This window comes from Exiguobacterium sp. s70 (assembly GCF_018618315.1).
Taxonomy (GTDB): domain Bacteria; phylum Bacillota; class Bacilli; order Exiguobacteriales; family Exiguobacteriaceae; genus Exiguobacterium; species Exiguobacterium chiriqhucha.
Genome location: NZ_JACSLV010000003.1, coordinates 231,353 through 245,799, shown reverse-complemented (window position 1 = coordinate 245,799; position 14,447 = coordinate 231,353). Strand labels below are relative to the sequence as shown.

The following is a 14,447-nucleotide window of genomic DNA, read 5'->3' as shown; positions in this document are numbered from 1 at the left end:
TACGGAGGTATCATATGAGCAAATTATGGCTGATTGAAGGATTACCAGGGAGCGGGAAGACGACGTTTGCGGAAACAATCGCTGCGACAGCGGGATATACGTTTTATTCGGAAATCGATGCGTCACATCCGGTCGATGTTCATGACGTCTATTGGGTCGAAGCAGACGGTATGACGGAAGGCGAGGTCATCGATCAAGATGGGACAGGTCGATTCATACGATATCGTCCGAACGAACGTCGTTCTGGAGTCGACGTCTATGAGCTGCCGTTCGATATACATGTTGAACTGATGATCGGCCGTTGGCGTCGTTTCGTGGAGCGGGTCAAGGGAGAGGACGGTACGTACGTATTCGAATGTGCCTTCCTGCAAAATCCGTTCACGATCGGTATGGTGGCCCAAGACGTCCCGAACGAGCAGATTGAAGCCTATATCGAGACGGTGGCAGATTTACTGGCCCCGCTCGACCCGACCGTCGTCTATTTAGAGACGGTCGACGTTCCGACCGTGTTTCGCGATGTCTATGCGGAACGGCCGACAGAGTGGCAACGTGGTTTCGTCGAGTATTACACGACTCGCGCTTACGCTCAGGCAAACGGATTGGGCGGGCTCGAAGGGACGATTCAACTGTTGAAAGACCGGCAACGGCGTGAATTGAGCTTGTTAGAGCGTTTGCCGGTCCGGACGATTCGCCTCGTCAATGACGAGCGAGGGGCACTCGAAGCGCTCGACGTGTTACGGAGCAAAGAGGAGGTCAATCATGCAGACACTTAAGCGGCATTCGGAACGGTTTTGGTATATGGACCCAGTCGCGGAGACCGACCGTCCCATTTTAGGGGCTGTCGTCGGAGATACCCATACGCTCATGATTGATGCGGGGAACTCTGAGGCGCACACGAATTTATTTCTAGACGCCTTGACCGAGCGGGGCATCAAACGACCGTCAATCGTCACGTTGACGCATTGGCATTGGGATCATATCTTTGGATTGTCGGCGCTGACTGACACCGTCTCCATCGCAAGCACGGCGACAAAAGCCGGGATGGAACGGTTGCTGCCCTATGCGTGGGACGATGCTTCCTTAGCCGAACGGGTCGAAGACGGAAGCGAGATCACGTTTTGCGCGGAAGCGATCAAACTCGAATATGGAGAAGAGCGATCGATGCGCGTCGTCTTACCGACGCTCACGTTCGATGATACGCTCACCCTCGACCTCGGCGGGGTACACGTCATTCTGAAGCATGTTGGTGGAGATCACGCTGCCGATGCGGTCGTCGCTTATGTACCAGAGGAAAAGGTGTTGTTTTTAGGGGATGCCCTCTATGCGAACTTGTACGCGCCGACTTGGCGAATGACCCCGGCACGGACATTGCGTCTCTTAGACCTGCTCGATCAGTTCGAGGCCGAAGCGTACGTCTGGTCACACGGTCAAGTCGTGACTCGTGCCGAATATGAGAAAGACCGAGACGTTTTACGCCATTTGGCCCGAATCACCGCTTATTTCCCAGGAAATAAAGAAGCGATAACCGCTCAATACGAACGTCTGACAGGTCGGACCGTCGACGAAGAAGCACAAGAGCTGATTTCGTTCTTCGTGAACGGTTCGAGCGAGGAAGCGTGATGGACATCAAACGAATTCATGATGAGGACGAAGCGTTTCAACAATTTTTGACGAGTCGATTGCGGATATTTAATGACGCTCATTCGGTACACCATCGCGAGATCCGCAACGCCGACGTCCCGGTCGTTCAGTTGAAAGTGGAACAGGACGGGGACGTGATCGCTGGGTTGTTCGGGAGCGTCTATTGGGGCTGGTTCGACTTGGACCGACTGTGGGTCGCGTCAGAACATGCGGGGACCGGCCTAGGGAGCCGTCTGCTCGAGGAAGGGGAACGGTTGGCCCACGAACTCGGGGCGACGCGCGTCAAGTTGACGACGTTCTCGTTTCAAGCGAAAACGTTTTACGAGCGTTTTGGTTATGAAGTCGCAGGAGTGCTCCATGATTACCCGCCGGGATCGGACTACTATATGATGACGAAGCAACTGACAGCTGATTGAAAAAAGGCGACTCGCGCGAGTCGCCTTTTTTCAATATACTTTATCCCCGTTAAAGATTGAGTTTTTCACCATGACGTAATCGACGGTGCGCAATGCATCGAGATTGTCCCCACCCGAGTAAGAGATGGCCGATTGGAGGTCTTGCTCCATCTCGGTCAACGTGTCTTGGAGCGCCCCTTTATGCTCAACGAACACTTTCTTGCCTTCGACGTTTTTCCGTTCCCCTTTTTGGAATTCAGAAGCCGACCCGAAGTATTCTTTGAGCAACTTCCCGTCCTGTTCGAACGTCTCACCCGGAGACTCGTCGTGTCCGGCAAACAGCGAACCGATCATGACCATCGATGCCCCGAAGCGAATCGACTTGGCGATGTCGCCATGTGTCCGGATGCCCCCATCCGCGATAATCGGTTTTGTCGCCGCCTTGGCACACCAACGGAGTGCGGCGAGTTGCCACCCGCCCGTGCCGAAGCCCGTCTTTATTTTCGTGATACATACTTTACCTGGCCCGATGCCGACCTTCGTCGCATCTGCCCCGGCATGTTCGAGTTCTCGGACCGCTTCCGGTGTCCCGACGTTACCGGCAATCACGAACGAGCTTGGAAGATGGTGTTTGATATGTTGAATCATCCGGATGACCGCATTCGAATGACCATGCGCAATATCAATCGTAATGAATTCCGGTGTATGTCCGGCTTCCGCAAGCATCTCGACGAAACGATATTCGTCCTCTTTCACACCGACGCTAATCGATGCATACAAGCCACGCCCATGCATGTCCTCGATGAATTGGAGTCGCGTCTCTGGGTTGAAGCGATGCATGATATAGAAATAGCCGTTCTCGGCAAGCGACCGAGCGACGTTCTCATCGATGATGGTCTGCATATTGGCTGGAACGACCGGCAGACGGAACGTGAAGCCGCCGAGCGTCACGCTCGCATCACATTCAGATCTGCTGTCGACGACACATTTTGCGGGAATTAATTGAATATCTTCATAATCAAATACTTTATCCATGTTGTCACACCCCTATTTACGAACAATTTGGTTTGTTGAATGATAAATACTTCGCCCATTCGGTAATGTAACGTAAATTAGAGCATATGTCAAAGGGATATGGCGATAAAAGGCAAAAATTCTGGATGATTGCTGGTTAATCATCTCTAATGTTCGTGTTTAGGTACTTTTTTTCTATGTTTCACGTGAAAAAAAGACCGCTTAGGAGCGGTCTTCAAACAAAGCGTATTGATTGCGGCCGTTAGCTTTCGCCTGATATAAGGCCAAGTCGGCTCGTTTGAGCAACAGTTTTGTCGACATGCCCGGTCGGTACGGGGCCACGCCGACGCTAGAGGTCGTGACGAACGAATGGTCTTCAATCTGCCACGGGCGCTGAAGAGCGGTCACGAGTTTTTCGGCCACGCGTTTTGGCGCGTCAGCTTCCGTGTAGCGGATGAGTACCGAGAATTCGTCACCGCCAAAGCGGGCGACCACATCTTGATTTCGCAATACGTCGGTCAAACGAGTGGAGAATTGGCGCAACAACTCGTCGCCAATGTCATGGCCGAGCGTGTCGTTGATTTGTTTGAAACAATCGATATCGAGCGACAGGATGGCGAGTGACTCGTCTTCTTCCTCGAACCGGGCCAACGTCTCTTCCAAATAGGCGAGGAAATAGCGCCGATTCGGTAAGTCGGTCAACGTATCATGGTAAGCCAAATGCTTGAGCTGTTTTTCAAGCACTTTTCGCTTCATGATTTCACGCGTGACGGTCAAATAGTGAAGCAGTTGCCCCGTATCGTCATAAATCGCTTGAATCTTCGTTTCGAGCCAAATCCAACGACCATCTTGATGCAGATGACGGAATTCGAGGGTGAGCGGCTCGCTCTTCGCTGTCATCGTCCGGAGTTGTTGTCTCGCCGGTTCGACGTCATTCGGATGGATGAAGTCGAGCGTGTTCTTGCCCTCGTAGAACGACGAGGCATATCCGAGCACGGTTTGATGGGACGGCGAAGCGTAGCGGACTTGACCGTCACGCTCGAGGATACAGACAAGGTCGCTCATATTCTCTGTGATCAGACGATATTGCGTCTCGCTCTGGTGCAGGGCACGCTCCATCTCACGTTTCTCGGTCACGTCACGCAATAAGGTCATGACGGCGGTCGTTCCTTCGTAATCAATTAACAGGCTACCGATGTCCATATGCAGTTTTCGACCGGCCGGCGTGACGAGCACGATCTCTGTATCTTGGACCGGATCGCCTTGGCGCAACGCCTGAAGGCGTGCCTTGGTCGTCTCATGATATTCCGTGGCGACGAACGTGAAAATCGATTCGCTCTCGATGTACGTCTCGCCAATCGTTTCTAGCGCCAAGGCGTTGGCGTATAGAATCACGCCGTCTTTATGAACGATGATCCCTTCAGGAATCGTCTCAATCAATTGGCGATACCTTCGCTCGCTCTCCTGAGTCGCCCGTTCGGCATTCTTCTCCGGGGTGTGGTCGATAATGATGGCGAACAGTCCAGTGATATGCCCCCCGACTTCAATCGGAATATTCAAGATGGCCAAATCGAGCCAGTTGCCCGTCTTTTGCGGAGCGGTCATGCCGTATTTGTGCGGCGTGCCAGACAAGGCAGAGCGGAGACCCTCATCGACAAGGGCCCGTTCTGACTCGGGCAACCATGACAAAAAAGACTCCCCCAACAAATCGGCTTCCTCGTAACCGGTAATCTGTGTGACGGCAGGATTGACCGATTGGACGCGAAACGCATCGTCGAGAACGAAGATTCCGTGCGGTGAATAGCGTTGGAGCGATTCGTGCTGATCTTTCAAGATAGACAACTCGAGTTCACGACGTTTCCGTTCTGTCACTTCCCGGACGACCGAGATGACGTGCGTGCAGGCACCCGCCTCATCGAAGACCGGCGTCACCTCGGACTCGTAGTAATAAACGGGTAAGTGAATCTCGTGTGAGACGACTGCTGTCGTATAAGATGGTTCGGCCAGGCGATAGTCCTCGAAGACGAGACTCTTTCGTTCTCGTACCGCCTCGTCATAATGGCGCGTGACGAGAGCGGCCGTCTCGGGTGGTACCATGTCCTCGACACGTTTCCCGATATCGGCCTCGGTCCAGCCGATCGCCTGTCTTCCCGGTTCGTTTACAAATACGTAGCGATAAGTTGAACCGTCCACTTCCATGAAGAAGACAAAATCAGAGATTTTGTCGAACGTACGGAGCAGGACGGAGGAATAGTGTTGGATGGTCTGGTCGGCGTGCATCATGTCCCTCATTTCAATCAAAAACTTTTCGGCGCGTCATTCTCATATTACCGTAAGTTGTGACAAAATGTGTGAACATTCAAAAAAAGACAGGACGATGAAAAGTCCTGTCAGGCAGCTTGTTTCATTTCGGTCCGCTCGCGGCGGCCGTTCATCAAGTAATAGAGGAACACGGTAAAGAAGACGACACCGGCAAGTAACAGATACAGTGTCGAGAAACCGGTCAACGGAATGAGCAAGCCGATAAAGTAAGGGCCGAACCCGAGTCCTGCGTCGAGGGCGATAAAGAACGTCGACGTGGCCATGCCCATCCGATGAGGGTCCGCCGCTTTCACGGCGATCGCCTGCGTACCGGACTGGATATTCCCGAAGCCGAGACCAATCAGCGCCCCGGCGAGTAACAGCATGACGGCGTTGTTAGCCTGGCTCAAGACGAGCATTCCGACGGCAAAGAGAACGATGGCCGGGTACATGACGATATTGGCGCCGCGCGCGTCCATCAGACGACCGGTGATCGGCCGTGAGATGAGGACGGCGATGGAGTAGACGAGGAAGAAAATACTCGCCGCTTCGACGAGGTCAAGCTCGCTTGCGTAAAAATTGATATAGGACAACACGCTCGAGTAGCTGAGAGCGGCGACGCCGATGATGAGCGCGATTGGTAACGCCTTCGGCTCGACGAATGCACTGAGCGAAAGCCCCCGGACGACTTGCGGGTTGTCAGCTTCGGGCACCGTCACGAATAAGGCGCTACCGAGACTGATGAGACCGATGACGAAACAGGCGAGAAAGATCACCGAGAAGCTCGTGTATTGGCTCATCATCAAGCCGACGAACGGTCCGATGGCAGTGGCGAGCGTCGAACTCATGCTGTAGTAGCCGATACCTTCGCCTTTTCGAGAGCCGGGAATGACTTGGGCGACAATCGTTCCGGTCGCCGTGCTCGACAGTCCCATCCCGAGACCGTGGACAAAGCGCGTAAACAGTAAGAAGCCGATGCCAAAGTCGAGGAAATAGAGCAAAATCGTAGCCGTGAAGAACGTCAGGCCGATCAGGAGCGTCTTGCGACGTCCAATCGAGTCGATCAAGCGCCCGATAAAGAGTCTCCCGACGAGGGTCCCGATAATGAAAATACCGGTAACAAGGCCGGCCTCGCTCGTCGAAGCCCCATATGCTGAGACGGCGTGGACGCCAATCGTCACCATCAATAAGAAAAAGATGAGTGTTAAGAAGAAGTTGACGAGAGAGATGATGAGGAAATCTTTCGTCCATAGTTTTTGTGCGGTCAGTTGCATCTGCAGCCCGCCTCCTTATCCGTTTGATTCTAAATAGTTAATAAACATAACTAAAGGAGTATATCAAACGAGAGAAAGTTTGTCAGAGTCAACGCATTTCCAGCAAAAAACCGAGGCGCGTGCGCGCATCGGCAATCGTTAAGCGAGCTGACGTCGGTACCAGAGGACGAGAGGGACGAGAATGAGGGAGACGACCCCACCGAGGAGCGACAAGGTCAAGTAACTCGACTGGGCAGCGATGACACCGGAAAGCATCCCGCCGGAAGCGCCGGATAGGGCAATCCATACATCGACTGAACCTTGCGTCTTCGCACGTGTCTCGGTCGTCGTCGCATCGATGAGGATGGCCGTCCCGCTGATGAGCCCGAAATTCCAACCGATCCCGAGTAGGACGAGCCCGACGATTAAGAAGAACAAGGAATCCGCTGGGGCAAAAGCGGCGACGACACCGGCGAGAAACAATGTCACGCCCGAAGCAATCGCCATCACTTCACGGCCAATCCGATCGACGAGAATCCCGGTCACGAGAGAAGGCAAATACATGGCTCCGATGTGAAAGCCAATGACGAGACCGACCGCACCGAGTTCATGGCCATGGTGGCGCATATGGACAGGAGTCATCGTCATGATGGCGACCATCACGATTTGGCTGAGGACCATGACGAACGCACCGACATACACGCCGCGGTGACTATGCGCAGCTTCGACCGGTTGTGCCGTCGAAGTGGTCTCCTTCCGTTTCGCCTCGATTGCGCGGGCGACGAGGAGCGGGTCAGGATTCAAAAAGACGAGTAAGATGAGACCTGCAAAGAGATAGGCCACACCTGCAAGCAAGAATGGTCCAGAGAGTGTCGGCAACCCGAGTCCGGCGGCAACACGTCCCATCGGTTCGACCAAGTTCGGACCGGCGACGGCCCCGAGCGTCGTTGAGACCATCGCGATGCTGACGGCCGTCGCCCGCTCGGTCGCATTCGCCAAATCTGTGCCGGCATAACGGGCTTGAAGGTTCGTCGCCGTGCCGGCCCCGTAAATCAGGAGCGAGAGAAATAAGAGCGGTACGCTCTCGAACGTCGCGGCAACAATGACACCGAATGCGCCGACCGCACCGGTCAAAAATCCTGTCGCCAGTCCGAAACGGCGTCCGACTCGTTGTGACATCAATCCAATCAAAAACGCAGCGGCAGCAGAGCCGAGCGTGAACAGGGCCGTCGGGACGCCCGCATAGGCATCGGTTCCGAGTAAATCACGTGCCAATAAAGCACCAACCGTAATCCCGGCGGCGAGACCGGCACCACCGAACACTTGCGAGAGCACGACGATGACTAAGGTTCGTTTATATAACTGTCTTTGGTGCTCGAGGCTTTCCACATATGTAGCCATCTCTTTTCGCATCCAGTCATTCCTCCTTTACGCTATATACCCCACCAAGTATATCGCTAGAGAGGAGGAGAGGGGAAGCACGTAAAAAGGATTCGACCCGTCGATTTGGGTCGAATCCTTGAACTGTTCACGTTAGGCGCGGTCCCAGAACCGGCCTTTCGCGATACCGTCGATAAACGTATCGAAGCCATCGAGACTATGTTGTTTGAACGTGTAGACGCCAGGTTGGTCCGTCTTCACGCGGCAACGGTCGAGCACTTCATCATGATGCAGATGCAACGCGAGCGGTTTGAAGTGTTTATACGTGTTCTCGATGAACTCGAGCACGTCGTCTTCGACCGAGGTCGCGGTGCTGACGAGGAAAGCCGCATCGAACAGGCTCGAGTCGACCGTGTCGTACGTCTCTTTCACTTTAAGATCGCCGAGCGTATATGATTTCTTGCCGACGAGGCTGTAATTGACCTTATGATCGGCGAGCGCTTGCACCCACGCCTTCACTTGCGCGGCATCGACGTCTCCGGCCAAGAGGACGGCGACGCTCTTCGTGTCCGGCTTCGCAATCGTATTGGCCATGCTGAGCGCCGGTGAGGCCTTGTCCGAGACGACTTCGTTATTCTCGGCCGGGAGGTCGACACCTAGGTTGTCGGCAACGACCGAGGCGAGGTGACGGTCGATTCGATTCAACAAATCAACGGCGTTCTCTTTGACCATGTCCGACTCACATTTGCCGAGCTCAAAGCTACAGGCGTCTTGAATGTGTTGCTTTTCGACGTCGGTCATGCTGTTATAAAACATCTTCGCTTGCGAGTAGAAGTCGAGGAAGCTGTCGCTCCGGCCCCGAATCTTATGGCCGTCGACTTTCTCTTGATAGTGCTCGAATCCGCCTTGGTCGGCTGGGACGGGCTCCGGTTGATTGTTGTTGAGCGCGTTTTTATGGTAGCTCGTCTGCCCTTTATGGACGGCCATCTGATGCATGCCGTCGCGTTGGTTGTTGTGGAACGGGCAGACCGGCTTATTGATCGGGATTTGATGGAAGTTCGGTCCCCCGAGACGTGACAGTTGCGTATCCGTATACGAGAACAGGCGGCCTTGAAGGAGCGGGTCGTTCGAGAAGTCGATTCCCGGCACGAGGTGGCCAGGGTGGAACGCGACTTGCTCGGTCTCGGCGAAGAAGTTGTCGACGTTGCGGTTGAGCATCATCTTCCCGACAAGTTTGACGGGCACATCTTCTTCCGGCCAAAGTTTCGTCGGATCGAGAATATCGAAGTCGAACTTGAACTCGTCTTCTTCGGCGATGACTTGAAGCCCGAGCTCCCATTCCGGATAGTCGCCTTTTTCAATCGCCTCGTACAAGTCGACGCGGTGGAAGTCAGCGTTCTTACCGAGCGCTTTCTGCGCTTCGTCCCAGACTTGTGAATGAACACCGAGTTTTGGTTTCCAATGGAACTTGACGAAGTGTGCCTTGCCTTCTTTGTTGACGAGACGGAACGTGTGCACACCGAACCCTTCCATCATGCGAAGGCTACGCGGGATGCCCCGGTCGCTCATCGCCCACATGATCATATGGGCCGTCTCATGGTTTTGTCCGACGAAGTCCCAGAACGTGTCGTGGGCGCTGCCGCCTTGAGGTACTTCCGTGTGCGGCTCCGGTTTCACGGCGTGGACGAGGTCCGGGAATTTGATGGCGTCTTGGATGAAGAAGACCGGCATGTTGTTCCCGACAAGGTCATAGTTGCCTTCATCAGTATAGAACTTGGTCGCGAACCCTCGGACGTCGCGCACGGTGTCCCCAGACCCACGCGAACCTTGCACCGTCGAGAAACGGACGAACACCGGCGTCACTTTCGACGGGTCGTTCAAGAAGTCGGCTTTCGTATACTCGGCGAGCGACTCATACACCTGAAACTCTCCATGCGCCCCGACGCCTCGTGCGTGCACGATACGTTCAGGAATCCGTTCGTGGTCGAAGTGCGTCATCTTTTCGCGGAAGTGGAAATCCTCGATCAATGTCGGTCCGCGACGTCCGGCTTTGAGCGAGAACTCGTCCTCTGCCATCTTCAGCCCTTGGTTCGTCGTGAGCCCGGCTTGTTGCTCGTTATCAATCATATGTTGTTTTAACTGCTCTTCTTTTTTGTTCCCCATATTAGTGCCTCCCCTTTAAGTATACGTCCACGCCGTAGGCCACATTTTGGCCTACTTAACGAGTTTTCCCTAACCGACCGAGAAAAAACCCCCATTTTTCAAATGGAGGTTAGCGTAACATGGATAGGGTTTTCGTCTTGCCGTCCGACAGTTTGTAGCGCACGACGTAGTGGCGCGACGTCGTCTGGACCGTAGCAGACGTGATTTTCGTCGTCTTTTCGCCGATATGGATTAGCGTCAAATACTCGACTTGCTTGCCACGCTTTGTCGTCACGACTTGATTGCGGCGTTGCCAGTCGTAGTCCCGATACGACACATAACTCGCACCGACGGCGACTTTCGGCGTCGTGCCGACCTCGAGTTGTAACAGATGGATCGAGCGGTTCTCGTTGTCCTTATACAAGGCGTGACGGCTGCCGCTCGAGACGCGATTCAAACCGGTCCCGAGATGGAATCGCTGGACGAACGAGGTCGTGGTCGGGCTGGTGATGTCATCGTAGACGAGCACCGTTCCGTCGCGGTCGTAGGCGAGACGACGCGTGTGCGTCATCCCGTTACCGAGCAGCCCGCTCGTTCCCGCGGCCGTCCATTGCGTCGACGCGGCACCGACCGATGTGATTTGGCTTCTCCGCAAGTTGTTCGTCGTTAAGTTGAAGCTCTTACCTGCCACATGGACGGTGTTGTGGGCCGCGGCCTGCATGACGACGCTGCGCTCGGGACGGTTCGTATAGGCGTAGCGTCCGCTCTCGACGAGGAAGTCGCGGCCATAGCCGTACAGGTCAATCGACAAATCGTCGGCGTGCTTATGGATGTTGCTATGATAGCCGGCCGTCATCATTACTTGGACCGCGTCCCGGAACGGACCAGAAGCCCCGCCCCAATGTTGACGGAAGAAGGCGTACTGGTTCGATAGCTTACCGACCCGTGTCGACGGTTGGGTTCCCGATTTCCCTTGTGTCATCGCGTAATTCAAGTGCGGATAGCGATCGATATACGGAATCGCGTCCGTGCGGTGCGTGATGGACGGGGTGTCGCCAAACATCGGCAGTGTCCCGTTCGGTTTCAACATATACGTCAGCGCGCTCGGCATATCTTTGACGTCACGCATCCGGCTCGATAGGGCGAAGCGGTTGGCGGCCGCCCAGTCGTTGAAACGGGCGAGCGTGTCGTACAGATAGATTTGATAGAACGGCGAGTGCTCGAGATGGACGCCGTCCGTGCTTAAGCTGTGGTTCAACTGCTGGGTGAGCCGGTTCGTCGCGAGAGAGCGCCAGGCCGAGGAACGATAAAAGCTCCGATGTGTCTCCGCGACGGCGGTCAAGGCCATATCTTGGAACATGCCGTGATTGTTGTTCGGTTTATAAAAGCTTGGCGTCGCCAGCAGTGTCGCGTGTTCATACAGTGTCTTGGCGAACAGCTGCGAGAAGGCCGGATCGGTGTTCACCGCGGACGAGCGGAATTCATTCCAAAAATTGAGCAAATGGAACGTCCGGATGGCGGTGCCATGGTCGTGATACGGCCAACGGTAGCGTGTATAGTTCGCAGCCGGGTATTGCTTGGTCCAACTCGTGACGATCCGCTTCCCGTAGCGGAGATAATCGTCTCGTCCGGTGGCGGCATACGCTTGCGTCAACTGGTTCAACGTCGTGAAGTAATGGATTTGAAACTTGAATGACGTCGAATCGACCGCAGGGACGCTGACATCAAACCGGTATGTATCGATGTTCGGGACACGCAACTGATAGGGCGGGGACGGGATATACCAGTTCCCCTTCATGGCGGCGTCGGCCCGGGCGATGGCCGTCTTGGCGGTCAACTCATCGTAATAGTAAGGCGTCTGTCCCCGGGTGAGCGAGCGCATATACTCGTGCGTCATCCGTGAGTAGGCCGAACCGGAAAACGTCGTCAGCGACAAGTTCGTCGCCACTAGTGTGACGGCTTGCTTTTTTACGTAGTAGATGGTTCTTCCGTCTTGAATCTTATAATAGTGACCGGACGTACTGAGCGCCTTGAACCGCTTTGCCGCGCGCAACGTTCCTTTCGGCTTGAGCGTCTTTCCGACAAATTGATAAAGCGTCGTGCCGGTAGGCGCACTCACCTCATAAGGTGAACTTGATGCGGCGTCGACCTGTCGCGGCGTCAAAGTGGCACCGATCATAACCAGAAGTAGGCATAAAAGCATCCATCGTTTCATAACGTCTTCCTTTCTCCGACCGTTCAACGGTTACATGTATACAATTAGTATACAATTATATATTTAGCCAAAGAAAGGAAAATTCGTACTATCTTTTTGGATGAATCAGGTTATAACGCGGCCCAGACACTCTGCTTCAAGACGATACGTTGGACCGTTTCGGGATTGAGATCATATTTCGTTGAAACGGTTCGGGTCACTTTCGCTTTCAAGTCAGGGTCGTCCGATTGCTCGGCCTCGTAGACGCGATTCCAGACTTGCCAGACGCGCACTTCCTTGTCCGACAGTTGCGTGTCCCATTCTTTCTCTTTCAATTGCCAGCCGAACGACATCTCCTCATAGGCGCCGGGTTGGACCGTACTCGCCAGGCTCCAATCGCCTTCAGGGGCAAATACGGCTTCGCCGAGTGGTGATTCGGTACCGATATAGGCTTCGTGATCATAAAAACGGAGGAGGGCGGCTTGGAACGTATCACGCGCCGTCACCTCGTCCATGACATCCTGACTGATGGACTGGAGCGTCTCGACGTCAGGTTGTCCGTGGACCACGATGTCATACGTATAGCGGACGGCCTCGTCTTCTGTCACAGCTTGTCTCGTTTCAATCGTGTAGCGTTGCTCGTCGTCTGTTGCCTCTGCTTGCGTGACGGTTTCCTCTGGCGTTTCTTCGGCCGGCTCATGCGGCCAGACGTAGACGGTCAAGGCGATGGCAGGGATGAAGAGAAGACCGCGCCTCAGGCGATACACCCATTTTGGTTTTTGTTTTGTTGTCATTTCACTCACTCCAATGCGTATGTATAAAAAAATCCCCTGATGTCAGGGGATTAACGTGTCCGATCTAATCGTACGATTCGAGCATCTGGATTGTCGATGCCGCGGACCAACTCGCTCAAAATTTTAGAACCTAACATGCTGTAGACCGTGCCGTTGCCCCCATATCCGAGTAAATAGTAGAGGTTCGGACGGTCCGGATGTTCCCCGATAAAGGGTAGCTGGTCGATTGACTCACCGAACAGGGCCACCCAGGCGTATTCAACTGTCAAATCATACATCGGGAACAGAGCTTCGACTTCTTGGCGCAACCGCTCGGCCCGTTTTTGAATGAGTGCCTCGCTATGCGGGGTCTCTGCTTTTTCTTCATCGAGTCCGCCGGCGATGATGCGGCCGTCGACGGTCGTCCGTAAATAGAGGTACGGCCGTTTCGTTTCCCAAATGAGCGCCTGACCTTCCCACTCGTCGAAATCAGGGACGGGATTCGTCGCAATCGCATAAGAACGGTTGAGTTCGATCCGATGCGTGTCGAGGAGCGGGGCCGGACGATAGCCGGTCGCGAAGATGACGTGGCCCGCTTTGAACGTTCCTGTGGGAGTCAAGACGAGCCAGTTGTCTCCGTCGGCGACGACTTCTGTGACGTCCGTCTCTTCGAAGATGGGGACGTTTTGGGTCGACAAGTAGCGGACGACCTGACGGCTGAGCGTGAGCGGATTGACCTCGGCATCGCCGTTCGTAATCAAGCCGGCCGGTTTATCGAACGGATAGCGTTCTTGTAACGCCTCCCGGTCGAGCCATTCGGCCGCGAGTCCGTGTTTCGTCAGCATCTCATACTCCCGTTTCAATTTGGAGACATCTGCCTCGCTGCTGGCGAAGCAGAGACTGTCACGCCGGATATAGACGTACTTGGCGTCAACCGTCCCGGCGACCTCGTCGAGCGCATCGACCGCCTCGGCACACAGTTGATAGAAGCGGACCGCGTCCTCTTCACCGATTTGTTCGGCCAATTCGTGCAACATGATGTCGTTCGAGTATTGAATGAGCCCTGTGTTCGCGGCCGTACTCCCGGCTCCGACTTTCCCTTGGTCGATGACGGCGAAATCGACACCGTCCTTGTAAAGCGTATAGGCTGTCAGCGTTCCCGACATGCCCGCGCCGATGACGAGTACGTCGTAGCGCTCTTTCTTGATTGGTTTTTGTAAGACGATCTGTTCCGATTCTGTGGTCGGCCAATATAAGTTCCCGTTGTGCATCTCCATGACGTCATCCTCCGATAATCAGCATCTTCTACTTAATCCCCGAATTTCACGAATGAAAACGCAAAAGGCCGCAGACA

Annotated in this window: 11 protein-coding genes; 3 read left to right on the top strand and 8 right to left on the bottom strand. The window is 54.4% G+C overall.

Going from position 1 to position 14,447, the window contains the following annotated elements:
- The first annotated feature begins 14 nt into the window (after window positions 1–14).
- From KNP84_RS09685 to KNP84_RS09675, 3 genes are read left to right on the top strand one after another with little or no spacing between them, the layout of a single operon-like run.
- Window positions 15–773: a P-loop NTPase family protein gene (locus KNP84_RS09685; protein ID WP_214764129.1), complete on the top strand. Its 759-nt coding sequence runs from the start codon at window positions 15–17 to the stop codon at window positions 771–773.
- Entirely contained in the window at window positions 760–1,620 is an 861-nt protein-coding gene (locus tag KNP84_RS09680; RefSeq protein WP_215114683.1) for an MBL fold metallo-hydrolase, read from the top strand. The genes KNP84_RS09685 and KNP84_RS09680 overlap by 14 nt, the downstream gene beginning before the upstream one ends.
- Window positions 1,620–2,057 (top strand): GNAT family N-acetyltransferase, encoded by a 438-nt coding sequence (locus KNP84_RS09675; protein WP_201455038.1) that lies wholly within the window; start codon window positions 1,620–1,622, stop codon window positions 2,055–2,057. Before KNP84_RS09680 ends, KNP84_RS09675 begins: the two co-directional genes overlap by 1 nt.
- A 30-nt stretch (window positions 2,058–2,087) precedes the next feature.
- Here KNP84_RS09675 and guaC read toward each other — a convergent pair whose 3' ends face one another.
- From guaC to KNP84_RS09635, 8 genes are all read right to left on the bottom strand, one after another.
- The gene (gene guaC, locus KNP84_RS09670; RefSeq protein ID WP_021067936.1) at window positions 2,088–3,071 is read right to left on the bottom strand and encodes a GMP reductase; all 984 of its coding nucleotides are present in this window, start codon (window positions 3,069–3,071) and stop codon (window positions 2,088–2,090) included.
- A gap of 201 nt (window positions 3,072–3,272) precedes the next feature.
- Window positions 3,273–5,333: a PAS domain S-box protein gene (locus KNP84_RS09665; RefSeq protein WP_251131203.1), complete on the bottom strand. Its 2,061-nt coding sequence runs from the start codon at window positions 5,331–5,333 to the stop codon at window positions 3,273–3,275.
- Between the two features lie 107 nt (window positions 5,334–5,440).
- Entirely contained in the window at window positions 5,441–6,625 is a 1,185-nt protein-coding gene (locus KNP84_RS09660; RefSeq protein ID WP_214836588.1) for an MFS transporter, read from the bottom strand.
- 138 nt (window positions 6,626–6,763) lie between these two features.
- On the bottom strand, window positions 6,764–8,017 hold the full coding sequence (locus KNP84_RS09655) for an MFS transporter (protein WP_214836591.1): 1,254 nt from the start codon (window positions 8,015–8,017) through the stop codon (window positions 6,764–6,766).
- A 120-nt stretch (window positions 8,018–8,137) separates the two neighbouring features.
- Window positions 8,138–10,147 (bottom strand): catalase, encoded by a 2,010-nt coding sequence (locus KNP84_RS09650; RefSeq protein ID WP_214836593.1) that lies wholly within the window; start codon window positions 10,145–10,147, stop codon window positions 8,138–8,140.
- 109 nt (window positions 10,148–10,256) lie between these two features.
- Window positions 10,257–12,305, bottom strand: a complete 2,049-nt coding sequence (locus KNP84_RS09645) for a heparinase II/III family protein (protein WP_215114682.1) — start codon at window positions 12,303–12,305, stop codon at window positions 10,257–10,259.
- A 146-nt stretch (window positions 12,306–12,451) separates the two neighbouring features.
- On the bottom strand, window positions 12,452–13,114 hold the full coding sequence (locus KNP84_RS09640) for a hypothetical protein (protein WP_214836597.1): 663 nt from the start codon (window positions 13,112–13,114) through the stop codon (window positions 12,452–12,454).
- Between the two features lie 50 nt (window positions 13,115–13,164).
- On the bottom strand, window positions 13,165–14,370 hold the full coding sequence (locus tag KNP84_RS09635) for an NAD(P)/FAD-dependent oxidoreductase (RefSeq protein ID WP_215114681.1): 1,206 nt from the start codon (window positions 14,368–14,370) through the stop codon (window positions 13,165–13,167).
- Window positions 14,371–14,447: the final 77 nt, after the last annotated feature.